Here is a 24034-nt window from a genome sequence, read left to right as displayed (position 1 = left end):
TTGACTAACCACTCAGGCGTATCATTCCCTCAATCTTCCCATAAACACGCTGACATTCGGATTTTTTGGGTTTCCAGTCATTCTTCGCATGAGAACTATTTGACCGGTATGGTACATACAATCCGAAAGCATGCCATTGATCATGTTCCAATAGGGAAATATCGATTCGTTATCCCCATTCTTGAAAATAACCTGGCTCTGTTCAAAATCCTCGGCCTGTTTTCCCCTCATTTTGCCACTTGCCGATTTTATGTTCTCCAAGGTTTTCTTTCGTAGTTCATCAAAAGAAAGTTTTACCGTATTTTCTTCACGTATGTTGGGAGTACCGTCCGCTGCGTTCAAAATCATTTCGGACATACCGTGAATGTGCTCCAAGGTCTGCATACATGTCCTAGCTTCCTCAGCGGGAGTATATTCCAGGTCTTTCTGGGTCAATCCCTCCGTGGCCCAATAATACCGAAATCCAAGCGCATCGATCATTCGGGCCACTACATTGCCAGGACCGTAATCTTCTGGGTAGTCTGGGATTTGATAATAAGGAAGTTTCATATCCTGTGCGTGCGTGTTCAAAATGAAGGTAAGAAAGAAAACAAGACCTATCTTTTTTGGCAAAAACAAATTTTTCATAAGGAAATGATATCAATCAACAATGGGTTTCTTGGCAAGGGTAAATCCTATTTCATTGACTTCCATGAGCGCAGCGGTGCCATACCATTCTTTTAGTTCCATCATCAAACTTCCTGCTTTGATGGCTGGATCGGTTTCGGTCAATTGTTTGGCTTCTTCCAAGGAGGGCACATTGAAGATATAGATGCCCCGCAGATCATCATTTCCGAAGAATGGACCGGCCAATACCAATTTTCCTTCTTGGGCCATTTTTCCAATATTGCGCAAATGGGCCGCCTGTAAGGCATCAGCTTCTTCTTTGGGCAGGGATCTATTGGGACCTCGCTTTAAAAAGGCAAACACGTATTTTTTCATTCCATAATCATCAGCCCCATATTTTTGGGCTTTTTCGGCATTGTATACTATTTCAGTGGAATTTTTGGACTGAGTTTCCTCTTCCGTTACAGATTGGGCCTGTACTGAGGCACAAAGAATCCAAAATAGCACAAAGAAAATTTTTGTCTTCATGGTTAGGTGGTTTACTGTTGTCAAAACCGAAAATAAACCATAAAAATCCTCGTGAATCCAGAGGTTTTGTTAAAAAGAGGGAAGAAGTGTTAAAATTAAAGGCTTGCCGTGTGCTTCCCGGCTTATTCGACACAGCCTTTATAAAAGGCATTGAAGGGATGCACCTCTATATTGAACAGCTCGTTTTGCACAGCAATATCTTCATGCAACAATGCTTCTGCCGACTTCAGGTCGAGTGCCTTGAAGACAATCATGCCAGTATCGCTATAGCGCGCACCCATAACAATGACACTGTCCTTGCGAAGTCTTGAAAGAAAGGCGGAGTGGTCTTTAAAAAATGGTTGCTCACCAGGTTGTTTTTCCATATCCCACAAAGAACCAACGGTGTAAAGGGCAACGAAGTGGGAGGGCCCAACTTCTTGCTCTTGTGCTTGCACAAGCAAAGGGAACAACAGCAGCAAAATGTATTTTTTCATATTAATCCGTTTTTTGAAATTGTAGAATGGACCGCTTATTTCCATCATATAGATAAAGTCTGTTTTTTTCTATTCGATAGGAGACGTTACTGTTCAAAAGGGATAAAAATTTGGTCTCTAACTCAAGATTGGGGCAGGCCATTTTGGTTGCCATGGTTTCGGAGAAACGCAAGTTCTCATTTTCGAGGACAAAGCCACCAGCTATTCTGTTGCATCCGGCCAAGCCTGAAAAGCGATAGGTGTCCAAGTCGAGTTCCAAATAAGGCGATTTTTCTCCTTGAAAGTTTAATGACGAAATTGATTTGCCGTTGATTTCTTTCACTGTCCATATCCCATTCAGGGCCGGATTCACCGCATACGCACCACAACCCTCTAGAATGGTGGTCGTACCAGCACCCATGTCCCTGTACGATATGGTTACCGTGTACGGAGACTTTTTATTGGTTGTGGAATCGAGACATTCTTTTTGCGCAATAATAATATCCATGGCGCGTGCATCGTTTTGTATGCGATACATCTTTAAATTGGAGTTTTCAACGACAATGGGATCTGTGAGGATTTCCGTCATCTTGACCTCGTTGAGACTAAGTTCAAGTTGGTCTTCAAAAAAACTAAGCCCCCACAGGGGTTGTGAGCCGCTTGCCTTAAAGTAATTTTTTTCCAAGGATGATTCTTCTGTTCCGTCAGTTCCATTTTGAGCTGAACTTTCCTCGACTTCGTTGTTTTCCAATGCTTCCTTCGGTTCCTTTTTCTTCTCGGCGCAGGTAGACGCAAAAATGATGGTGCAGATCAAAACCAATATGTTTTTCATGCGGCCTTATTTTGAAGAGGTTCTTTTGCCCCAAATTTCGTAAATGGGAGTTCCCTTGCTGCTCAATCCCGAATGGTGCCAATCACCATCCTTAATTTTGTAATCGAATTCCAAGCTGGCCCCGACCCTGGAATCGTCCCGGGAAAAGAAACCGATATGTTCGGTATATTTTCCATTTTCAGTGGTATATGTGCCACCCCCTGTTCCCATAAACTCTTTGGTCTCGGTATTGTAGGCAATCCACTGGAATTGGGTACCAGATAAAATTTTCATGGTCTTTCTTGGACGTGAAGCATCAACATGCTGCATTTCATCGCCACGCATTCTTCCGGAAATCAGCCAGGCCCCGGCCAAATCTCCAGGCGAGCCGTCATCGATTCTGGTCCAAACCTTATCTTCAATATGTAATTTTCCATCGAAGAATTTGTATTCAACAGCTTCAGTTGAACCGACCAGTTCGGAATCAAATGTCGCAAACTCAAAAGTATAGGTAAGACTGCCATCTTTTGCTTCAAAAGAACCGCCCCAAGTACCGGAGAATTTGCCACTTTCCTTTTCGTAAGAAGCTTCGGAGACAAAACCATCGGAAAAAATGGCCACGTAATGGATATCGGTGCCGACATCGTTCTGCAGTTCGGTCTGCCATGCGCCTTCAAAAGATTGGGACTGCATACCTGAACAGCATAGAAACAGCAACGAGACTATAAACCCTCTAGTTTTCATCAAACTCATCGGAATAAACAATTTTACCATTCAAATCCTTTAAAGATACATAATCTACGGCCCCTTTTCCAGTGAAGGTAAAGATCAATCCCATTATTTTACCCGAGGTTCCCGTAAAAGGAGTCTTTATGGCTAAAACCCCATTCAAAAAGATTTCAAGGGATTGATTCCTGCTGATTATTTTCAATGTTTGCCATTCGTTCATGTTCACCCCCAAGGCCGAAAAGTCATTCTCCGCGCCCATCAAAAATTCATTTCCCACTTTCAGAACAATGTTGCTTTCGCAGCCTTTTTGGATGATGCCAAAAGCAGAGGCATCTTTTTCATCAATCAACACCATTTCCATGTATGGACATGTGAGGCTCCTTGAATCTTCGAACCGCACTTTTGTATCCAATATAAAAGAATCACTTTGAAGTCCACTGAATTCACGGATATTGAAAAATGAAAGTATCAAGTTCTCCCTGGGATTCACACCGGATTCGTGAAGATTGAGATCATCGATCGTAAGCTTTCCGTCGGATATAATTCTTTCTTGGTTTGGATAAATCGGAATCTCTTGAAGCCTTTCGGACTTTGCTGTTGCGAACCAGCCATCCGTTTGCACAAGGATCCGTCTTTTTTTGATGATGCTGTCGTTGGCAATCAATCGAGCCCAGTGAAAGCCTGGGTAATAGTAAATCTGCGAGAATGTATTATTACTTGGATCAATTTTGAACTTGTGAGTCGGGTTCCACGAGCGCTGAATAAAAAAACTATCGGCCTTAACCCCGGCAACATCATAGGAAAAAATAACAGAGTTCGGCACATTGAAAGCCACTGTTTTATCGACCGAGAAAGAAACATTTTCCGGAATCACAAGTTCTTTTTTCTTTTTGGCCCAAGAAAAAATAAAAAATGTCAAAACAGCGATACCTACTGCGGGGATGACAAAAAACATTTTTGAAAAACGTTTTGGCCTCTTTAAGGTTGATGTTGTTTTGGTAAAATGCTTGAGTTGATCTTGTCGAAAAGCATTCCAGGTTTCATAATCAAGTAAGGAGACCAAGGCATCCAAGGTGCTGATATGGGGCATTTTGTTGAAATCATTTTTCCAGAGCCGTTTCATGGTTGAAATACTGATCCGTATGCCAGCTTTTTCTTCCATAAGATCTATCAGGTATTGCAAATCGCGCTGGCTCAGGCTTACTGAGGAAGAAGCCTTATCTGGAAAATGGAGGGCAACAATTTTGTTGATGCAATTGATTATAGAGTCTCTTTCATTGGATGTCATGGGCACAATTTATAAAATGGATGCGACTTGGATTATAAATAAACGGGTTTTGATGGTTTGTTACTGTGAGATTCACTGGAATTTTGAAAAAAACGAAAACATGAACAAAAAATGTATTAAACAAGGCATGGGATTTTTTGCTATGCTGACATTTATTTCAAGTCAAATGATAATGGGTCAAACCATCCCTTTGACAGAGGAAAACTGGAAAATCATAGACAATGAGAACAATCAGCCCCTTGATTTTCATACAGTAAATTACAAGGGTATGGAAGCACTACGTTTGGGAAGGCATAAAATAGCAAAGTTTGAAGGCAAAACCTTTAAAAACTTTGTATTGGAAATGTATATTGCCGGAAAGGCAATGCCAGGGGTGGGATTTCGAGCGAAAGATCTATGGGATTATGAGTTTTTCTATTGTAGGGTTTTTTCTGGAGGAAAAGAAGATGCGCTGCAATATGTTCCCGTATTCAATGGGGCAATGCCCTGGCAACTTTACAATGCACCCGTTTATGAAACCGAAGCAACGTTTAAGCCGGAAGAATGGTTCCACTTGAAAATGGAAGTTCATGGGAATAACATGAGGGTTTTTATTGGTGGGGACGATAAGCCGGAAATGGAAGTAGAACTTTTGCAGCATAAAACGGAAGAAGGGGCCATATTTCTTAAAACAAGCTTTGCGGAGGCCTACTTTGCGAACATCAAGATACAGGAATTGGAAAATCCTTTTTCGATAAAAAAGATAGAAAATAAGAACACCTATTTATCGAATTGGGAAATCTCCGAGCAATTGGAAGGGAACATATATTCCCAAAGACAATACTATCAATGGATGGATAATGCTAAAAAAGAGCATACTTGGAAGAACATTAAAGCTGATGGGAATGGAATAGTGAATTTGGCTCAATATTTTGATCATCCCAAGGAATCGGTTTTCGCCAGAACCAATATTGTTTCCGAAGTGGATAAAAATGTAACATTGGCCTTCGACTACACTCAGGTATTATTGATCGCCATAAATAATCAACCTATGTTTTTTGGTCGGGAGCTTGACATGCATAATTTTATGAGGATTGTGGATGGAGAGGAAAAAATACAGTTGCCTCTACAAAAAGGGAACAACGAACTGGTGTTTTGGATTCGATCGGATGATGAGTGGCAAGAGAATAACCCACATTATCTGGGAAGGAAACAAGCCATGAATTGGGGTTTTGTCGCAAGATTGGAGTAGAAAAAATCTACAATAAAAAGAAGCCTTTGCTTCCTGCTGGGAACAAAGGCTATTTTTTTAAGATAATTATAAAGTTCTCAGATACTCCGCCAAATCCCTGGCCTGCTCTTCGGTCAGGTTTTGGTTGAGCATTATGGCATTGTTATACTCCTTGAGCAAAGCTTTGGCAATTGGATCTTCCTTCAACATGCCATCGGGATTCAAGATCATGTTCATGACCCACTCCGGGCTTCTTCTCTCATAGACCCCTTTCATTGCTGGCCCGATCATTCGCTGGTCCACCATGTGACAGGCTACACAGATTGCATTGAAGGTAGCCTCTCCCCGCGCGGCCATTTCCGCATTAATTTCTTCTGGAAAATCCAAATTTTTGATTGGGCCAACACCCCTGTTGTCCAAATCTACCGGCACACCTTCGCTGGCCTGTGCACCTTTTTCCTCGGTCTTGGCCCTACTGACCTCAAAACCATCATCTTTCTTTTCTTTTTTTCCACCGCAGCTAGCCGTAACGACTGCCAATGTGAACAACAGGAGTATTCTTCTCATTTTATGAACTCTTACTGGGTTGATGTTAATGTAACTACTAATATAACCAAATATGGTTGAACTAACCTTTCATTTAGCAAAACCAACGAACCTTTTGCCGATGTTAAATGGATCCAAAAAATTCCAACGCCCTTTTTTCCGTGTAACTAATGTTTTTCGCTCCCCAAAACCCAACATGCCCCCCGTAACTCGGTATTTCAAGAAAGAGATTGGGATTGGCTTGGGCCTCTTTGGAAGGATAACAAGCGGCACCCAAAAAGGAATCGTCCTTTGCATTGATGATCAGGGAAGGGATGGTTACGCTGGATAAAAATTGCAGGGAGCTGCATTTTTCATAATAGTCCAAAGCATCCTTAAAGTCATGGGCCTTGCTGGTGTAGATGTCATCAAAATCCTTGAGCGTCCGTATTTTTTTGATGTCCCCATCGGTAATCAGATCCGGAAAAATTTCTTGCTTTTCTTTCAGTTTGGCAATAAGGTGCTTTTTGAATCGCTTTGCATAAAGGATGTTTTTCGGCATTAGCAATTGCTCACAGGAATTGCGCAGGCTACAGGGCACTGATACTGCCACTGCACCTTTGATTTCCTTTGGGATTTTGTTCCCCTCGCCCAAGTATTTCAGGGCAAGGTTCCCACCCAAACTGAATCCTTTTAAGAAGATTTGGCTATAGTTTTTGGTGTTTAAAATGTGGTCGATCACTTCAACCAGATCTTCCGTTGCACCGGAATGGTAGGAGCGGTACTTAAGATTGGGGACACCACTGCATCCCCGATAGTTAACAGCACAGGCATCGAACCCATTTAGGTTGAACATTTTTGCACTTCCCGTAATGTAGGGACGTTGGGCATTCCCCTCCAGGCCATGGAGCAGAATGACCAATTTGTTGGACAGGTTTTTTGATTCACTCCAGTCAAGGTCCAAAAAATCGCCATCGGCAAGCGTAATCCGCTCCCTCTTTTGTGTCACGTCACCAATGCTTCGGATTAGCCCCGAATAGATAGTGGCAAAGTGGCCATTTCTAAAGAAAATGGGAGGGCGGTAAGCAGCAGCAACCAAGGGCATCAATATAGGATGTTATGCTGGGGTTTCACTTTTTCGGGCAGATCGGTTTCATCAAGCATATCCCTCAGATCGATTTCTATAGTACGGCACAGGGCGGTCATGGGGACATCGTTTATCCTACCTTCAAAAGGGTCTTCGCTATTGCTGCCCACTTTTTCCATGGTAGTGAACACCCAGGAAATCAATACCGAAAAGAACACCATCAAAACAAAGTGCCACCAATTGTTTCCAAGTTGAAGGGCTTGCAGCTGGGTCTCAAAAACGTTGAGCAATCCAAACGGCAACAACAGCACAAAAATCCAGGTGAAAAGAGTACTGAAATAAGCATATTGTCTTGGAAAAGGGGTGTTCTTGATGCGTTCGCACATTCCCTGAAGATTGTACATTTCCTCAAGATTGTTGTGGAAGAGCTGTTTGTCGAACTCCGTGATCTTGCCTTCCTGCAACAATTTTTTGAGCTGCTTCCCCTGGTTCTTGATAAGATGGGTGGCCACATTTTTTCTGTTCTCCAAGTCGTCCAGTTCCTTATCCAAAAGGAACTTTTCCATTCCGTCACACGCTGGATTGCGCTCCCCATGTTTATCGAACAGCCTTTCCACGGCCCTGTTTTCTTTAATGGAAAAACTATTGGGCTGCCGCAGTTGGATACGAAGCGCATTGATCCATGCAATGTGCCTGTGGATCAACTCCACCTGCGCACTTCGATCATTTTCTACAAAGTTGAGCACATTGTTGGCCCAGGTTCTGGAATAGTTGACGATACCGCCCCAAATTTTCCTTGCTTCCCAAAATCTGTCATAACTCTGACTGTTTTTGAATCCGATATAGAAAGCTACGGCAATTCCAATTACCGAAAGAGGCTGAAAGGGAATGTCAATATGCTTCCAACCCAAGAAATTATGGAAATAGAAAATGACTGTGGCGTAAACCGTGAAAAAGATTAGGTTCTTCCAGGCATAGCGCAGGATAATGTGCCAACTTATGTTTCTTTTGATGTACATAACGGGTTCTTAAAATTTAAATTTACAGAATTCCACCAGAACAGGCACCTGTTTCGGAAAGGAAGGAAAGATTGTCGTATTTTTAAGTTTCTTGAAAAAGAAAGTCCAAAGGACTGTGGTAAACTAAAAAAAGAATGAAAGACCCTAGATTTCCTGAATTAACATCCCGACAAATAGCAACCTTAAAGGAATACGGTGTCATTGAAAGCTATGGTGAACCGACCCGTATATTTACCTTGGGCGATTTGCAGTATGATTTCTTTGTGGTGATGGCGGGAGAGGTGACCATAGAAGACCCCTATAATGACGATAAGCTTATCGTGGCCCATCAAAAAAATGAGTTCACGGGCGATAGCGGCATGCTTTCCAATAGGGGAGCCCAGTTTCATGCAGTGGCACAACCCAACACCTGCGTACTCCGAATAACACCCAAGCGACTTAAAGAGGCCATTGCCAAGCATAGTGATATCAGTGATGTTTTGTTGAACGCTTTTTTGTTGAGACAAGAAACGGTGCTCTCAGAATTTGTTGGTGGGATCAAGCTCGTTGGGTCTGGCACTTCTAAAGAGACCTACGCCATTCGGGATTTTATGGAAAAGAACCATCTTTGGTACAATTTTTTTGATGTTGATACATCAGAAGAAGCCAGGGAGCTCCTCAAAAACTTCGGGCTTACTTCCAACGATTTGCCCATTTTAATAAATAGCGACGCCAAAGTGTGCCAAAATCCTTCATTGGAAGAGTTGGCAAGATATTCCGGTGTTCTTATGGACTTTGAGGATAAGGTTTTTGACCTTTTGGTGATCGGAGCTGGACCTGCAGGATTGGCGGCAAGCGTTTACGCAGCTTCCGAAGGATTGAGTGTGGTTACCATCGATAGCAAGGCTCCAGGGGGCCAAGCTGGGAAAAGCTCAAAAATTGAAAATTATCTAGGCTTTCCCACGGGTATTTCTGGAAGTGATTTGGCCAACAGGGCCTATGTGCAGGCCCAAAAATTTGGATGCAATATTTCCATCCCCCATAAAGCTGAAAGTATCGAACATGCCGGAAGCCATTTTATTGTAAAGGCAACCAACAAGACCATTAGAACAAGGGCCGTAATGGCCGCCACAGGAGCAAATTATAGGCAATTGCCCGTGGACAATATTGAAAAATATGAGGGTAGCGGGGTATTTTATTCGGCCACGGGAATGAACGCCGCCGCATGTAAAAATGAACTGGTCGGTGTTATTGGAGGCGGAAACTCTGCTGGGCAGGCTGCCTTGTTTCTTGCAGATCATGCTAAGGAGGTGCATGTTATCCTTCGTGGAGGTGATTTAGGAGCTAAAATGAGCGATTATTTAGTACAGCGTATTGAAGCGGCGGAAAACATTTTCGTACACCTTTATGCTGAAGTAGTGGAGCTTAAAGGCCGCTATTATCTTGAATCCGTAGTTCTGAGAAAAGGCGATGAGGAGCATGTAGAAAAAAGCATCACCAACTTGTTCACTTTTATCGGCGCAAAACCTTGTACGGAGTGGTTACAGGGCTTGGTGGAGACCGATGAGCGCGGATTTATATGCACAGGTCCAGGGATTAAGGAAGAAAAACTCCATGCCTGTGATATTTTCAGGGAGCGCAAACCGCAATCCTTGGAAACGAGTATCCCTGGCTTTTTTGCTGTGGGCGATGTACGCAAGGGCTCCGTAAAGCGCGTGGCCTCGGCTGTGGGAGAGGGTTCCATGGCCGTAAGTCAGGTTCATCAGTTTTTGAGTGAAATAAAAAAGACGGAGGAAGCGGTTTAAACCGATTAATCTTTGGGATAGGTCTTGAGTAAGCCATACTGTTCTTCAATGGCAGCCCTAAACTCCTTTTTCAGCGTTTCAACCAGTTTTGAAACCGGCAACACATTGTCTATTGTGGTCACCCCTTGTCCAGCCGACCAAATCGTTTTCCACGCTTTTGCCTCGGTGTCCAACTCTTTTCCAAAATCAATTTTTTGGTCTTTTTTCAAATCCTCTTCCGAAATGCCCGCAGCCTGAAGACTGGCCGCCAAAAAGTTGGCATGCACACCTGAAATGGCCGCGGTGTAGACCACATCACTGGCTCCTGCATCAATGATCATTTGTCGATACCCTTCGGGAGCCCTGCTCTCTTCGGTATTTATGAAACGCGTGCCCATATAGGCCAAGTCCGCTCCCATTTGCATGGCACTGGCCACATCCCGACCGTTGCTAATGCAGCCTGAAAGCAGTATGGTCTTGTGGAAGAATTTTTTTATCTCCGCCACCAAACTTATCGGGTTTATATTCCCAGCATGTCCACCTGCACCCGCAGCGACCAAAATAAGACCGTCAACTCCGGCTTCGGCAGCCTTTTCAGCATGTCTTTTTTTGATGATATCGTGAAACACCAATCCACCATAACTGTGAATGGCATTGACCACTTGGCTGACCGCCCCCAATGAAGTGATCACCAACGGCACCTTGTGCTTGACACAAAGTTTTATATCCGCTTCGAGCCTTGGGTTGGTGGGATGCACGATCAGGTTTACCCCAAAAGGGGCCGGCTTCTTGCCTGTTTCCTCTTCAAAGGCACTCAACTCCGACTTTATTTCCAAAAGCCATTCTTCAAATCCCTCGCTGGTACGTTGGTTCAGGGCTGGAAAGGTCCCAACAATGCCATTTTTGCAACATTCAACCACCAGTTTGGGATTGGAAATAAGAAACATGGGTGCTGCCACAACGGGCAATGAAAGATTCTGGATGAATTTGGCTTTTTGGCTCATGGGTTTACTGTTAAACTATGTTTAAAAATAGGATTATTTATTCCGAAACAGTGGCATCATTTTTTAAAACAATGGTAATTTTACAACTATTATGCACGCATAACAAATTAACCAGCTATGTTTTTTAAAGAGTTTGAGATTCGTTGGAGTGACCTGGATGCCAATCGGCACTTGGCCAACTCGGCCTATATCAACTTTATGAGCCATACCCGGATGGCCTATTTGTCGTTGATTGGCTTTGATCAAAAAAGCATGTCCAAGCACAATATTGGCCCTGTGGTTTTCTATGAGCACATGTATTATTTCAAGGAGGTGTTTGCCGGAAAGCCTGTAAAGGTTTCGTTGGGATTTAAGGGGATGAGCCAGGATGGGATGTTTTTTGAGTTTGAACACGACTTTTATGATAGTGAGGGCAAGAATTTTGCCCGCTGTCAAATGATGGGAGCCTGGATCGATTTGAAAACACGCAAATTAATCGGATTGCCGCAGTCTTTTTTGGAAGTTTTTGAACAAATGGAGAAGCTGGATAGCTTTAAGATCCTGACCAAGGAGGATACCCGAAGGTTTGCCCAAATACCAAAGGATTTGAATTCAATCTAATGGATTTTGAAATCGGATTGCACTATTGTTCGTTGGTGTGACCAAACCGAGGTCAGGAATTGCGCACCCACTCGTTGACCAGAATTTCATCCAACCAAAGCTCATACCAATCCAGAAAATTGTTCCCCTTGCAGAATATAGGCTTTTGTATCCCTGCCATGTCTATATTGACTTTGTCCATTCAGGTCATTCCTCTTGTTCGTGTTCTTGGACATCCTCTTTTTCACCAAAGAATTTTTTGAAAGTGAACACATATACGAAATGTCCGATAATGCAAAGACCCAATGTTGCTGTGGTTAGGTCAAAAGCGGACAATTGGGGTTTGTCCAGATGCAATATAAACCCAATGGAACCGTCAATTTGTAAAGGGTTTTCAAATTGCTTTATTTGCCAGGCTTGGGGCACGGCACTGTACAGTTTATCAGCAAAGACGTGATAAAGGATGTAGCCAACCCCTAAATCCAACAAAGGGTTTATTTCAAACAACTTAAAAAGTATTTTATGAACGCGCAGCAAAGCCAAAAAGGCGACTATACCCGCTCCGATTCCGTAAAAAAATAAATCCATAACAAGTAAAAGGGTTGGGGACCAAAAATACCTTTACAAGCTAAATCTATGGAAGCTCAATTGATGGATGCCGCAATCCAATGGATGAATGCAATTTTTGGAGGATCAAATTTTTGGTTTGGTCCTTTTACTGGCGAGGTAAACGCCCAACAAAACCAAAATCGTGGCAATGACTTTTACCCAGGTTAGGTGGTCTTTTCCAGTGGTGAGCGCAAACAGGATGCCTATAACCGGCTGCATGTACACAAAAGCACCGACAGTGGACGCCTTGAGTTCAGTAAGGGCAAAGACGTTGAAAAGATAGGTCATGAATGTGGTGCCAATGATAACAAAAGCTATGGAACCATAGGCCCAGAGGGGCATGGCGGACCACTGTATTTCCAAAAACTCCGGAAGGGTAATCGGGAAGTTAATGATAACAGCAATGGTGAACAACCACTTCATCAGGGTGAAGGGATGGTATTTTTCAATCAGTTTTTTGGCCACGATAAGATAGGCTCCGTAAGAGGTGGCGTTTATTACAAAAAGAAAATTTCCTAAGGGAATGTTGGGGGCATCCTGCCTCAGTTCGGCACCGAAGAGTATAAGGCCAATGGCCCCAACAAAGCCTAGGAAAATACCAAGAGCCTTGTTCAAGGTTATTCGTTCGCTCAAAAAGAATGCCGACAGTACCACCACAATGATAGGTGTGATGGTCACCAGCACGGCACTGTTTATGGGCGTGGATAATTGGAGGCCCTTGAAAAAGGAGAGCATGTTGATGACCATTCCCAGAATGGAACACACCACGATCCGTATCCAATCCTTTTTCTCAATTTTTTCTTTTGGGCCAAAAAAGGAAATACCCCAAAACAAAACCGCAGCCCCCACAACCCGCAACATGATGAACCCGAAGGGCTTTACATAGATCGGCATGACACCCTTGGCCACAGTGTGGTTGATACCGTAGATGGTGGTTGCCGTAATGGCCGCCAGTATGGCCAGGGTACGTTTGCTCATGAATGCACGGCCTCTTTCGCTGCTTCCACTACTTTTTTGGAGTTGCCCACGAAAATTTGATTGTCCACTAAGATAACGGGACGTTTTAAAAAGGTATAATGTTCCAGAAGGAGTTTTTTGTAATCGTTTTCAGAAAGCTCCTTGTCCTGCAATCCCATTTGACGGTACAGCATGGCCCTCCTACTAAACAGCGGTTCATAACCCCCGCTGAGGGATGCCATTTCCTCCAATTGTTCGGAAGTCATGGGCTCGGCCTTGATATCTTGCAAGACTACACCATCCAGCGGTTCCAGGTCTTTGATGATGCGCTGACAGGTGGTGCAATTGCCTAAATGGTATATCTTTTTCATTGTGATGGCTTTTTGACAAAGGAAACCAAAATTCAATCAATATCATCAAGAAAGCGCAAATTCCACGGCCTTTTGGGAGTGGATCTTTGTGGTATCGAATGTGGGTATACAAGCGTCACTTGCCGGAATCAAAATGGGGAGTTCCGTACAACCCAATATGGCCCCTTCCGCTCCAAGGCCTTTCATTTTTTTAATGATGCCCAAACAAATGTTCTTGGATTTCTCGGTGAATTTTCCTTTTACCAATTCATCATAAATGATGGATTGCAACATTTCGCGATCCTCCGCATCGGGAATCAACACTTCCAGGCCAAAATCGTTTTCAAGCATTTTGCTGTAGAAATCATTTTCCATGGTGAATTTGGTTCCCAGAAGCGCAATTTTTTTCAATCCTTTTTCCTGAATCGCTTCTCCGGTGGCCTGTGCAATATGTACAAACGGGATGTTGGTGGCCTTTGTAATGGCATCACTGACCAAGTGGATGGTGTTGGTGCACAGCACGATAAGTTCTGCACCGGCATTTTCCAATGCTTGGGCCTCTTTGGCCATGATCTTGCCGATGGCCTTCCAGTTGCCATCGAACGAATGGCGCTCAATTTCATCGAAATCGACCGAGGTAAGGATGCTTTTTGCGGAATGCGAGCCACCCAGCTGGTCACGGACCATCTCATTGATATGTTGGTAATATATTTTGGAGGACTCCCAACTCATTCCCCCGATCATGCCTATTGTTTTCATGCTATTGGTTATTTGGTTTTGGACATATACTCCGCTCCCTCAAGTGTAAAGCAGTGAAGGAAATTCTTTATTTTGGATCCCATTGCCCTCGGTTTTCTATCCGAAACCTCAAACACGTCCATACAGTTGCAATTAATGCTATTTTCCATGATATTCATATTTCGCTAATTATCAATATGTCTAATCAAAAATTAGAGCTCGGTTTTCAGGGCTTCCACATACGCCTGGATTACCTGTTCATTTCTTCTGTAGTAGGTCCACTTGCCATGGCGTGTGGGGATAACCAGCTTGGCCTGTTGCATGGAATTCAGGTAGGTGGATATGGTGGACTGTGAAAGCCCTGTTTTATCCTGGATATAACCCACACAGACACCATCATCAAAATGGTCGATATCTTGGTGGGGCGGAAAATTTTCCTCTGGATTTTTCAGCCACTTCAAAATATTTACCCTAGTTTTATTGGACAGTACCTTACTTATTTCAACCACATTCATACCTCAAATGTAATTTAAATATTCACATATCTAAAAAAATAGATATGTTTTAACATGCTTTTAGTATGCTTTGAGTGATTTGAAATTGTACATCTTCCCAAATCCTACCTGAATGAAAAGGAAATCTATGACCCATATGGGGCTTGTGTTGCTGTGCCTCATGCTATCCCAAGATTTGTTGTCCCAAAGAACCAATTACGCCATGGGGCTCGTTCCCAATTACAAAACGGATGGCTATGGCGTCACCCTTGGTTTTAACTACACACGCAGCGCTACCGATTATCTACAGGCATCCTTGGTGGCCGCTTTTTCGAAGGAGCAGCCGAATTCGGGGGTGGAATTTCCCTATGAGGACTATGTGTTCAACTTGGGTTATTTCACCACGGTGCTATCCGTTCCCAGAAAGGGAATCTTCTTTTATTTTGGAGGAGGTCCCTCGGTGGGCTACAAAAACATCAACAAGGGCAGTGTTGAGTTTCCCTTTGATGCCTTGCATGCTGAAAGCGGTTTCATCTATGGGGGTTATGCCTCTTTCGAGATGGATTTTTTCCTTTCCGATGCCTTTTCGTTGATCGTCTCCACTACCGGATATTATCATTTTAACAGCGACTTGAACGACTCCATGCTCTTGTTGGGTGTTGGGCTGCGGTATTATTTTAAATGAAGTTTTCGGTTCGTTGGCCCACGACCATTGCCTAATTGTATGTATCTTGGAAATAGGATTAATTACCCTATCCTGTTGTTATCCACAATTAAAAAATGATAGAGGCAATACCAATAAACTCAAGGGACTTCAGTACTAAAGAGAGGAGAATAAAAAAGCACGTCCTGGTTTGGTGCTCCGAAGGAAAAATTGCAATGGAAATTGATGGTCTGAGCTTTACCATTCCCTCAGGTCATGTAATAACAATTACTTCCGGACAATTTCACAAATTTGAAGAAGCCACAAGCGCAAAAGGAATAATCCTGCAATTTACCTATGATTTTTTCTGTAAGGATGATCGGGACATTGAACTGATTTTTTGCAACGGACTATTTTGTCATTTTGATAAAAATGAAGTGATCGACGTGTCCAGAAATCCATCAATTGGGAATCATATGGAAAACATAGTGAATGAACTCCTTACAAAACCATATCAGTATCTGACATCAATACATTCAAGAATTGAGCTCATTTTGATTGAAATCAACAGGGCAAAGATTCAGCAGGGCGATGAAATTTGGAAACCAGAGGCACTATTCTTAAAATTCCTTGAATCGGTTAGAGGAAATTTCCAACATAGCCTGCCGGTGAAGCACTATGCAGAGAAATTGCAAACAACGGAACTCAGATTGAATGAGCTTTCAAAACAACATGCTGGCAAAACAGCGCAGCAGATAATACATGGGTTGATTGTTTCCGAGGCCAAACGATTGTTCTATTATGAAAGGCTATCCGTTAAGGAAACTGCCTATACCCTCGGATTTAAAGACCCATTTTATTTTTCTAATTTTTTTAAAAGACATACGGATTTATCGCCCCAGTTATTTAAGGAACAGGTGGTAAAATGAAAAATCACATGCGTATCTCGTGATATTCCATTCCTTGAATGGAGAACACCATTCATCTTTGTAGTAATATTTATTGATCACAATCAAAATGGATTATTATGGACACAAAGATTGAAGACTACGTTGTCAATTCCGATTCGGTTGAATGGAGACCTCTAAAGGAAAATGGCATTGATACAAAAGGTATTTATATCAAGGCTTTACGGTACGACAAAAATGGAAGGCCTCCAAGCTTTTTGCTTAGGTTTGAAGAAGGAGCAAACTATCCATACCACAATCATCCTGCAGGAGAAGAATTATTTGTTTTAGAGGGGACATGTATAATTGAGGGGGCAGTCCTTAAAAAAGGAGACTACCTATATACACCGCCAAGCTTCAAGCACAGTGTTAAAACTGAAACTGGATGTGTCTTGTACTTCATTGTTCCAGAAGAAGTTGAAATTTTGGAGTAAATCAACAACCTTTGAATTTATTGAAGTCGAACAGGGTGATGCTGGAATTGCATAAAATAGGGGAATCAGTTTGCCCTATTGCTAAGGAGAATATGGGTAAATAAACCCTACAACCCCACCCTCCTCTTTAAATACTGATTCACCTCCGTATAAGGCAACAATAGTTCAATCGGCCCCTCGGCGTAGGAAGCCACTTCGTATTGGTTATAGATCATTCGAAGGCCTTCCGGTGCATAGCCCACATTATCCGGCAAGTGAAAAGTGTCCCCATCAAACATAAACCCAGTCGCATTGATGTCCACATCCTGTGGGATGCCCTCCTGAATCCGGAATTTGATCTCTGCATGCTGCAGAAAGCCCTCCAGATCTCCAAAAAGCTCCCAATTCTCCAGTTCGGTTCCTTTGCGTTTGTCAAAGTTGAGCAAGGTTGTCCCACCGTAGCCATGGGCGCCTCCGGTAAACGTGTATGAATCTATGGCCAGCGTTAGCAGGTCTTTGTCCTCAAACAGCACCTCCCCCTTTATTTTGGCTTCCCACCCAACGGCTTCATCGGGAAATTTGGACCTCAACTCTTCATACCCTTTGGTAAATGATACAATGGCATCCTCCATGTTCTCAATTGCACCACCATCATCAAAAGATAGCAAAGAAATTATTTCCTCTTCCACAGCATTGTTTATGGCTTGGGCCACCGCCAAGTTGTCCAAGGCTTTTGGAATTTGGATTGCAATGTCGGGACAGTCTGGACAGGTTTTTTTGTGGAGTTCAAAAGATGCCAAAGTAAGTTTATGTTCTTCTTCGCAACCAATAAGGACCAAAAGAAGCAGGGGTAGGCGATACAGTTTTTTCATTTGAAAGGGGTTAATGGGTTCAAAAATAAGACATCGTTGATTACTCCAAAAGATAACGATACATTTGTATGCATATCACAAGAAAATGAGCAAAAAAGATTTGAGATTCAACAGCAAGACCATTCATGGGGGACAGCATCCAGATAAGGCCTACGGGGCCGTAATGCCTCCCATTTATCAAACCTCCACCTATGCCCAGACCACACCGGGCGGCCATCAGGGTTATGAATATTCCCGAAGCGGAAATCCCACCCGAACAGCTCTGGAAAACGCACTGGCCAGTATTGAAAATGGAAATTATGGCCTTGCCTTTGCCAGTGGCCTGTCCGCCATGGACGCTGTGATCAAGCTGCTGGAACCTGGTGATGAGGTGATATCCACTAACGATCTGTATGGTGGCAGTTACCGTCTTTTTAGGAGAGTTTTTGAGAAATATGGCATCAAGTTCCACTTTGTGGGCATGCAGGACATCAATGCAGTTGCGGAAAAAATCAACAATAAAACAAAATTACTATGGTTGGAAACCCCGACCAACCCCATGATGAACGTTGTTGATCTTGAGGCGGCATCGCAACTGGCCAAAAAGCACAACCTGCTCTTGGCAGTGGACAACACCTTTGCCACACCTTATTTACAGCAGCCTTTGGATTTTGGTGCCGATATCGTGATGCACTCGGCCACCAAGTATTTGGGAGGGCACAGCGACGTGGTTGTTGGGGCTTTGGTGGTAAAGGATAAGGAACTGGCCGAAAAGTTGTACTTCATCCAGAATGCCAGTGGGGCGGTTTGTGGCCCCATGGACAGCTTCCTGACCTTGCGGGGAATCAAGACCCTGCATGTGCGCATGCAGCGCCATTGTGAAAATGGGGAAGCCATTGCAAATTATTTGGCCAAGCATCCCAAAATAGAAAAAGTATACTGGCCAGGGTTTAAATCCCATCCCAACCATGAGGTGGCCAGGAAGCAAATGAAAGGCTTTGGAGGGATGATTTCCTTTATCCCAAAGGGAAGCAGCTTTGAAGATGCCGTAAAAATTGTGGAGAAATTGCAGGTCTTTACTTTGGCAGAATCCCTGGGGGGTGTAGAAAGTTTGGCAGGGCACCCCGCTAGCATGACACATGCCAGCATACCCAAAGAGGAACGTGAAAAAAGCGGTGTGGTGGATGGCCTGATTCGCCTTAGTGTTGGTATCGAGGATGTTGATGATCTCATTGCCGATTTGGAACAGGCCATTGGGTAATCATTTTTGAAAAATTTTCAGAAAACCACCATTCAAATTATGCAAATAGTATAATTTAGCCCCCAAATTCATAATTCAATAAAAATAAGCGTCCTGACCAGTCTCAGGAACACAAACAGTAACCCACATATGGAAGAAAAAATCAAAGCATTCATGGATGAGGTTAGGACCAGAAACGGTCATGAACCCGAGTTCATCCAAGCGGTACAGGAAGTTGCGGAAACCGTGATACCGTATATCGTGAAACACGAGATTTATCATGGGAAAAACATATTGCTTCGCATGGTGGAGCCAGAAAGGTTGATTTCTTTCCGTGTGGCTTGGATAGATGACGATGGGGAAATCCATGTGAACAGGGGCTATAGGATACAGATGAATTCCGCTATTGGCCCTTACAAAGGAGGACTACGGTTCCACCCCACCGTTAACGCAAGCGTTCTGAAGTTTTTGGCCTTTGAGCAGGTTTTCAAGAACAGTTTGACCACCCTGCCCATGGGTGGCGGAAAAGGAGGCTCTGATTTTGACCCCAAGGGCAAATCGGACGACGAGGTGATGCGTTTTTGCCATGCCTTCATGGTTGAACTATGCCGACATATCGGCCCCAATACCGATGTGCCTGCTGGGGATATTGGCGTGGGAGCAAGGGAAATAGGCTACCTATTTGGCATGTACAAGAAGATCAGAAATGAGTTCACCGGTGTATTGACCGGAAAAGGACTTTCTTGGGGAGGATCGTTGATCCGTCCAGAGGCAACCGGATACGGTACCGTTTACTTTGCCGATAGCATGTTAAAAACCCGAAATGAATCTTTCGAAGGCAAAAACGTTGTGATTTCCGGTTCTGGCAATGTGGCCCAGTACGCAGCCGAAAAAGTGCTTCAACTTGGGGGCAAGGTACTTACCCTATCCGATTCTGCCGGGCACATCTACGATAAGGATGGTATCGACAAGGACAAGTTGGCTTTCGTCATGGAACTTAAGAATAAGAAAAGGGGAAGAATATCCGAATACGTGGACAAATACCCATCTGCGGAATACCATGCAGGAAAAACACCATGGGGCGTTCCCTGCGATGTGGCATTGCCCTGCGCCACTCAAAATGAGCTTAACGGCGATGATGCTAAGATCCTGATCAAGAATGGTTGTATTGCCGTTGCAGAGGGAGCCAATATGCCATCGACCCCCGAAGCTATACATGCTTTTCACGAGGCCAAACTTTTATTTGCGCCAGGAAAGGCTTCCAATGCCGGGGGAGTCGCTACCTCAGGACTGGAAATGTCACAGAATTCACTCCGTATCAGTTGGACAAGGAACGAAGTCGACGAACGATTGAAGGGCATTATGGAAGACATCCATGATTCATGCATAGCTTATGGAAAAGAGGATGACGGATATTGCAACTATGTCAAAGGAGCAAATATTGCCGGTTTTGTAAAAGTTGCTGATGCCATGTTGGCCCAAGGGGTCATCTAACCATTCGGGAGCAAATAATTTTGGTTGGCAGTTACCATGGGTGATGATACCTTTACGCCCAGGGTAGCTGCCTCACCTTTTATATAGACCCATGCAAGTCACCACCAAAGCCATTGTACTCTCTGCCCTTAAATATGGAGACTCAAGTCTCATTGTAAAGGCGTATACCGCATCGGATGGACTGAAAACTTATATGCTAAAAGGTGTTCTGACAAACAAAAGGGGAAAATTGAAGGCCGCATATTTCCTCCCCTTGATGCAGCTCGAAATCGTGGCAGTGCACAGGAACAAGGGTACGTTGGAAACGTTGAAGGAAGTGAAGGTGGGCATTCCCTACAAAACCCTGCACACCCATGTCGTAAAAAACAGCATTGTGCTTTTTTTGGCCGAAATGTTGGGAAACGGCATCCGAGAAGAGGAACGCGACCAGGCACTCTTCAATTATTTGGAATATGCCCTGCACTGGTTGGATGTCCATGATCCCGAACCCAATTATCACTTGCTGTTTCTGTTGAATCTTACCAAATACTTGGGCTTTTATCCCGAAAATCCTGATGGGACAGCTTCCTATTTTGACTTGGCGGAAGGATGCTTTGTCGCAAATCCCGGTCTCAACCCAGTTTTAGAGGATGCTCTTGCTGCGGATTTCAAGAAATTGTTAGGCATGGATTTTGATGCACTTAAAACGATAAAAATCAAGAAAACCAACCGGCAAGAACTCTTAAAAAAGGTTGTTCTGTATTTTGAGTTACATTTGCACGGATTCAGAAAACCAAAGTCCCTAGCCGTTTTAAATGCTGTTTTTGAGTAGTATGCGATACCTTGGCTTTGCACTATTTTTTATTCTTTCTACTTCACTTGTGTTGGCCCAAGAAGTGTTGATCTTGGATGCCGAAACAGGGATTCCCGTGTCCAATGTGGCCATTTATAATAGGGACAGGTCCAAGAGTGCCATTTCCGATTTTGATGGAAAAAGTGATTTTGAAGTTTTCTCCCCCTCCGAAAGGGTGACCATAAAGCACATAGCCTATGAAACATTTGAGACAACCAAGACCCAAATTGGCAAGAAGGGGAACCGGGTCTATCTTAACCTAAAACCGGAAGAATTACAGGAGGTGGTAATGTCCGTCTCCAAATGGGAACAGCAAAAAAAACATGTCCCCCAGAAAATTGCCTCCATCGATGCACGCTCCATAGCCTTCAATAATCCCCAGACCTCGGCAGATCTATTGCAGAATAGCGGGAAAGTATTTGTGCAGAAAAGCCAGCTTGGGGGCGGTAGCCCCATGATTCGTGGTTTCGCCACCAACAGATTGTTGCTTTCCGTGGATGGTGTGCGCATGAACAACGCTATTTTTAGGGGAGGTAATATTCAAAATGTCATTTCCATTGATCCGTTTACCATAAGGAATACAGAGGTGATTTTTGGCCCGGGTTCGGTGATCTACGGAAGTGATGCCATTGGTGGCGTCATGAATTTTTATACCCAAAGGCCAAATTTCTCATTTACCGATAGCTTGGCCCTATCAGGAAATGTCAATTACCGGTTTTCATCCGCGAACAATGAAAGCACCACCCATGTGGATTTTAACTTGGGGCAAAAAAAATGGGCTTCGTATACCAGTTTCACCTATAACAATTTTGGCGATCTGACGATGGGCAAACACGGACCTGAATCCTATTTACGGAACAACTTTGTCGTTCGCAGGAACAATACCGATGTTCTGGTTGGGAATGAAGACCCCAGAAAACAGGTGACCTCAGGCTACGATCAACTTAACTTTTTGCAAAAGATAACCTTTAGCCCCAACAACACCTGGAATTATGACCTTGGACTTATATATTCGGAAACTTCCGATTATTCCAGATATGACCGATTGATTCGCCCAGACCGCGATGGGGACGGACTTCGCTCGGCTGAATGGTTCTATGGCCCCCAAAAATGGTTCATGGGAAATCTTCAGATCACCAAAAAGGGAAAGAACAGATTTTATGATGGGGTAAAACTGACCACGGCGTATCAATATTTTGAGGAAAGCCGGAATGAAAGGGGATTCCAGGACACGGAACTTTTCAGAACTGGGGAAAAAGTGGACGCATTATCGATCAACCTTGATTTTGAAAACAAAAAAATTGGTGACCTGCGCCTGTATTATGGCGCTGAATATGTTTTCAACAAGGTCAATTCCGAAGGAAGCCAAAGGAACATTGAAACAAGCCAAGTGCTCCCCACGGCCACACGCTATCCAGATGGGTCCACATGGCAGACTTTGGCCGGCTATGTGAGCGGGGAATATCAGGTAAAGCCCAATTTCACCATATTGACCGGTGCCCGGTACAGCCAGGTTTGGGTGGATGCCCAATTTGACAACACTTTTTTTGCATTTCCATTTGATGAAGCCGATATCATAACGGGAGCACTTACCGGGAGCATGGGATTCAGTTGGTTTCCCAGGGCAGATTGGCAGGTAACCCTGAATGGCTCCACAGGGTTTAGGGCCCCCAACATAGATGACGTAGGAAAGATCTTTGATTCCGAGCCTGGCTCAGTGGTGGTGCCCAACCCCGATTTGGAGCCCGAGTATGCCTATAACGCTGACATTGGGATAAAGAAAAATTTCAACGACAAAGTGGTCGTTAGGGCCGCAGCTTATTATACCTATTTGGTTGATGCCCTGGTCCGAAGGGACTATACCTTCAACGGGCAATCAGAGATTGTCTACAATGGGGAGATGAGCAATGTGCAGGCCATACAAAATGCCGCAAAAGCCTATGTTTATGGTTTTGAGTTTGGGGTAGATGCATTTTTCGACGAGCATTGGTCTTTCAATTCCAATTTGACCTTGACCGAGGGGATAGAGGAAGATGATAGCGGAGTGGATTCGGCCGCCAGACATGCAGCACCTACTTTTGCCGATGTGCATCTGGTTTGGCAAAACCAAAAGCTCAAGGCGGATGCCTTCTTGAACTACAATTCGGAAATCGGTTTTAATGACCTCGCATTGTCCGAAAGGAGCAAACCTTTTATTTATGCCTCGGATTCCAATGGAAACCCTTTTTCACCATCCTGGTATACCCTGAACTTTAGGTCCCAGTACCAAATATCGAATGCAATAAGGGCAACAATGGCGTTGGAAAACATTACCAATCAGCGATACCGAACCTATTCCTCTGGGATAGTTGCACCGGGAACCAACTTGGTGTTGGGGCTGGGCTATGCCTTCTAGAAAAAAGAAAAAGGCATGGAACTACCATGCCTTTACTAATTGTTGCTTATATCGCTTGTTGCTAACTATAGGCTGTCAATGGCCTTTTTAGCCGCTTCCTTAGCGTTTTCTCCCATTTGTTCTGCCTTGTCCATGGCATCTTCACCAGCTTTTTTGATGCTGTCAAGAGCTTGTTCGCCCATTTCCTTGGCATTTTCACCAGCTTCTTTGACCGCATCAACGGCCTCATTGATGCTTTCCCCAGCCTCATCAAGGGCATCGCCCGCTTCTTCGGTGGCCTCCTTTGCCTTATCCGAGGCTTCCTTGCAGGAGGTCATTACGGACAGCGATAGGGACAGCGCCATAACGGCAATAAATACTTTTTTCATAAGTAACATGGTTTAGTGTTAATAGCTGAAAAGATAGTGAAATTTACCCAATTGAATATGAGGACCATACCATATTTGGGTTAAGCCATACCCCAAAAA

General features: G+C 43.8%; 29 protein-coding genes. 10 read left to right on the top strand and 19 right to left on the bottom strand.

From position 1 onward, the window contains the following. Window positions 1-21: 21 nt before the first annotated feature. From K7G75_RS01915 to K7G75_RS01890, 6 genes are all read right to left on the bottom strand, one after another. Window positions 22-627: a DinB family protein gene (locus tag K7G75_RS01915; RefSeq protein WP_222982193.1), complete on the bottom strand. Its 606-nt coding sequence runs from the start codon at window positions 625-627 to the stop codon at window positions 22-24. A 12-nt stretch (window positions 628-639) separates the two neighbouring features. Continuing rightward, window positions 640-1134 carry a YciI family protein gene (locus K7G75_RS01910; protein WP_222982191.1) on the bottom strand — a complete coding sequence of 165 codons (495 nt, stop codon included), beginning with the start codon at window positions 1132-1134 and terminating at the stop codon, window positions 640-642. Window positions 1135-1256: 122 nt separating this feature from the next. Then, window positions 1257-1610 (bottom strand): YciI family protein, encoded by a 354-nt coding sequence (locus K7G75_RS01905; RefSeq protein WP_222982189.1) that lies wholly within the window; start codon window positions 1608-1610, stop codon window positions 1257-1259. Between the two features lies 1 nt (window position 1611). Further along, window positions 1612-2421, bottom strand: a complete 810-nt coding sequence (locus K7G75_RS01900) for an META domain-containing protein (RefSeq protein ID WP_222982187.1) — start codon at window positions 2419-2421, stop codon at window positions 1612-1614. Between the two features lie 6 nt (window positions 2422-2427). After that, window positions 2428-3153 (bottom strand): membrane or secreted protein, encoded by a 726-nt coding sequence (locus K7G75_RS01895; protein ID WP_262420221.1) that lies wholly within the window; start codon window positions 3151-3153, stop codon window positions 2428-2430. Next, window positions 3134-4417: a hypothetical protein gene (locus tag K7G75_RS01890; RefSeq protein WP_222982185.1), complete on the bottom strand. Its 1284-nt coding sequence runs from the start codon at window positions 4415-4417 to the stop codon at window positions 3134-3136. Before K7G75_RS01890 ends, K7G75_RS01895 begins: the two co-directional genes overlap by 20 nt. Before the next feature lie 172 nt (window positions 4418-4589). Here K7G75_RS01890 and K7G75_RS01885 point away from each other — a divergent pair, with 172 nt between their 5' ends. Further along, window positions 4590-5648: a 3-keto-alpha-glucoside-1,2-lyase-like domain-containing protein gene (locus tag K7G75_RS01885; RefSeq protein ID WP_222982183.1), complete on the top strand. Its 1059-nt coding sequence runs from the start codon at window positions 4590-4592 to the stop codon at window positions 5646-5648. Window positions 5649-5714: 66 nt separating this feature from the next. Here the strand turns inward: K7G75_RS01885 and K7G75_RS01880 are convergent, their stop codons facing one another. The 3 genes from K7G75_RS01880 to K7G75_RS01870 all read right to left on the bottom strand — a co-directional run bounded on the left by K7G75_RS01880 (window position 5715) and on the right by K7G75_RS01870 (window position 8258). After that, the gene (locus K7G75_RS01880; RefSeq protein ID WP_222982181.1) at window positions 5715-6194 is read right to left on the bottom strand and encodes a c-type cytochrome; all 480 of its coding nucleotides are present in this window, start codon (window positions 6192-6194) and stop codon (window positions 5715-5717) included. A gap of 103 nt (window positions 6195-6297) precedes the next feature. After that, complete coding sequence (locus K7G75_RS01875) at window positions 6298-7257, bottom strand: YheT family hydrolase (RefSeq protein ID WP_222982179.1); 960 nt, start codon at window positions 7255-7257, stop codon at window positions 6298-6300. After that, a complete protein-coding gene (locus tag K7G75_RS01870) occupies window positions 7257-8258 on the bottom strand; it encodes a bestrophin family protein (protein WP_222982177.1) in 1002 nt (333 codons plus the stop codon). The genes K7G75_RS01875 and K7G75_RS01870 overlap by 1 nt, the downstream gene beginning before the upstream one ends. A gap of 134 nt (window positions 8259-8392) precedes the next feature. On the opposite strand from K7G75_RS01870, the gene K7G75_RS01865 reads away from it, so the two are divergent. Next, a complete protein-coding gene (locus K7G75_RS01865) occupies window positions 8393-10042 on the top strand; it encodes an FAD-dependent oxidoreductase (RefSeq protein WP_222982175.1) in 1650 nt (549 codons plus the stop codon). Window positions 10043-10047: 5 nt separating this feature from the next. Here the strand turns inward: K7G75_RS01865 and K7G75_RS01860 are convergent, their stop codons facing one another. Continuing rightward, window positions 10048-11025, bottom strand: coding sequence for an NAD(P)H-dependent flavin oxidoreductase (locus K7G75_RS01860; protein ID WP_222982173.1), 978 nt, complete (start codon window positions 11023-11025; stop codon window positions 10048-10050). A gap of 117 nt (window positions 11026-11142) precedes the next feature. On the opposite strand from K7G75_RS01860, the gene K7G75_RS01855 reads away from it, so the two are divergent. Continuing rightward, window positions 11143-11625 (top strand): acyl-CoA thioesterase, encoded by a 483-nt coding sequence (locus K7G75_RS01855; RefSeq protein ID WP_222982171.1) that lies wholly within the window; start codon window positions 11143-11145, stop codon window positions 11623-11625. Window positions 11626-11677: 52 nt separating this feature from the next. Here the strand turns inward: K7G75_RS01855 and K7G75_RS14720 are convergent, their stop codons facing one another. From K7G75_RS14720 to K7G75_RS01825, 7 genes are all read right to left on the bottom strand, one after another. Further along, window positions 11678-11806: a hypothetical protein gene (locus tag K7G75_RS14720; protein WP_262420220.1), complete on the bottom strand. Its 129-nt coding sequence runs from the start codon at window positions 11804-11806 to the stop codon at window positions 11678-11680. Window positions 11807-11811: 5 nt separating this feature from the next. Continuing rightward, entirely contained in the window at window positions 11812-12192 is a 381-nt protein-coding gene (locus K7G75_RS01850; RefSeq protein WP_222982169.1) for a hypothetical protein, read from the bottom strand. A gap of 105 nt (window positions 12193-12297) precedes the next feature. Next, window positions 12298-13191 (bottom strand): DMT family transporter, encoded by an 894-nt coding sequence (locus K7G75_RS01845; RefSeq protein ID WP_222982167.1) that lies wholly within the window; start codon window positions 13189-13191, stop codon window positions 12298-12300. Then, window positions 13188-13541 (bottom strand): arsenate reductase family protein, encoded by a 354-nt coding sequence (locus K7G75_RS01840; RefSeq protein ID WP_222982165.1) that lies wholly within the window; start codon window positions 13539-13541, stop codon window positions 13188-13190. Before K7G75_RS01840 ends, K7G75_RS01845 begins: the two co-directional genes overlap by 4 nt. A gap of 45 nt (window positions 13542-13586) precedes the next feature. After that, window positions 13587-14279 carry an aspartate/glutamate racemase family protein gene (locus K7G75_RS01835; protein ID WP_222982163.1) on the bottom strand — a complete coding sequence of 231 codons (693 nt, stop codon included), beginning with the start codon at window positions 14277-14279 and terminating at the stop codon, window positions 13587-13589. A gap of 8 nt (window positions 14280-14287) precedes the next feature. Next, a complete protein-coding gene (locus K7G75_RS01830; protein ID WP_222982161.1) occupies window positions 14288-14428 on the bottom strand; it encodes a hypothetical protein in 141 nt (46 codons plus the stop codon). Between the two features lie 42 nt (window positions 14429-14470). Further along, the gene (locus tag K7G75_RS01825) at window positions 14471-14719 is read right to left on the bottom strand and encodes an ArsR/SmtB family transcription factor (protein WP_335341883.1); all 249 of its coding nucleotides are present in this window, start codon (window positions 14717-14719) and stop codon (window positions 14471-14473) included. 166 nt (window positions 14720-14885) lie between these two features. Here K7G75_RS01825 and K7G75_RS01820 point away from each other — a divergent pair, with 166 nt between their 5' ends. The 3 genes from K7G75_RS01820 (at window position 14886) to K7G75_RS01810 (ending at window position 16776) form a co-directional block, all read left to right on the top strand. Further along, window positions 14886-15437: a conjugal transfer protein TraO gene (locus K7G75_RS01820; protein WP_222982157.1), complete on the top strand. Its 552-nt coding sequence runs from the start codon at window positions 14886-14888 to the stop codon at window positions 15435-15437. A gap of 95 nt (window positions 15438-15532) precedes the next feature. Beyond that, window positions 15533-16324: a helix-turn-helix domain-containing protein gene (locus K7G75_RS01815; RefSeq protein ID WP_222982155.1), complete on the top strand. Its 792-nt coding sequence runs from the start codon at window positions 15533-15535 to the stop codon at window positions 16322-16324. Between the two features lie 98 nt (window positions 16325-16422). Beyond that, entirely contained in the window at window positions 16423-16776 is a 354-nt protein-coding gene (locus K7G75_RS01810) for a cupin domain-containing protein (RefSeq protein WP_222982153.1), read from the top strand. A gap of 107 nt (window positions 16777-16883) precedes the next feature. Here K7G75_RS01810 and K7G75_RS01805 read toward each other — a convergent pair whose 3' ends face one another. Next, on the bottom strand, window positions 16884-17627 hold the full coding sequence (locus tag K7G75_RS01805) for a DUF3298 and DUF4163 domain-containing protein (protein WP_222982151.1): 744 nt from the start codon (window positions 17625-17627) through the stop codon (window positions 16884-16886). Window positions 17628-17712: 85 nt separating this feature from the next. Here K7G75_RS01805 and K7G75_RS01800 point away from each other — a divergent pair, with 85 nt between their 5' ends. The 4 genes from K7G75_RS01800 (at window position 17713) to K7G75_RS01785 (ending at window position 23567) form a co-directional block, all read left to right on the top strand. After that, window positions 17713-18867 carry a cystathionine gamma-synthase gene (locus K7G75_RS01800; RefSeq protein ID WP_222982149.1) on the top strand — a complete coding sequence of 385 codons (1155 nt, stop codon included), beginning with the start codon at window positions 17713-17715 and terminating at the stop codon, window positions 18865-18867. A gap of 129 nt (window positions 18868-18996) precedes the next feature. Further along, window positions 18997-20340: an NADP-specific glutamate dehydrogenase gene (gene gdhA / locus K7G75_RS01795; RefSeq protein WP_222982148.1), complete on the top strand. Its 1344-nt coding sequence runs from the start codon at window positions 18997-18999 to the stop codon at window positions 20338-20340. 91 nt (window positions 20341-20431) lie between these two features. Beyond that, entirely contained in the window at window positions 20432-21151 is a 720-nt protein-coding gene (recO, locus tag K7G75_RS01790; protein WP_222982146.1) for a DNA repair protein RecO, read from the top strand. Next, window positions 21135-23567, top strand: a complete 2433-nt coding sequence (locus tag K7G75_RS01785; RefSeq protein WP_222982145.1) for a TonB-dependent receptor — start codon at window positions 21135-21137, stop codon at window positions 23565-23567. The genes recO and K7G75_RS01785 overlap by 17 nt, the downstream gene beginning before the upstream one ends. Window positions 23568-23632: 65 nt before the next feature. Here the strand turns inward: K7G75_RS01785 and K7G75_RS01780 are convergent, their stop codons facing one another. Continuing rightward, entirely contained in the window at window positions 23633-23935 is a 303-nt protein-coding gene (locus K7G75_RS01780; RefSeq protein WP_222982144.1) for a hypothetical protein, read from the bottom strand. Window positions 23936-24034 lie beyond the last annotated feature (99 nt).

Source organism: Flagellimonas meishanensis (genome assembly GCF_019880545.1).
GTDB classification, from domain to species: Bacteria; Bacteroidota; Bacteroidia; order Flavobacteriales; family Flavobacteriaceae; genus Flagellimonas; species Flagellimonas meishanensis.
Note: the sequence above shows the minus strand (reverse complement) of the source record. Positions and strands in the feature narration are given on the sequence as shown.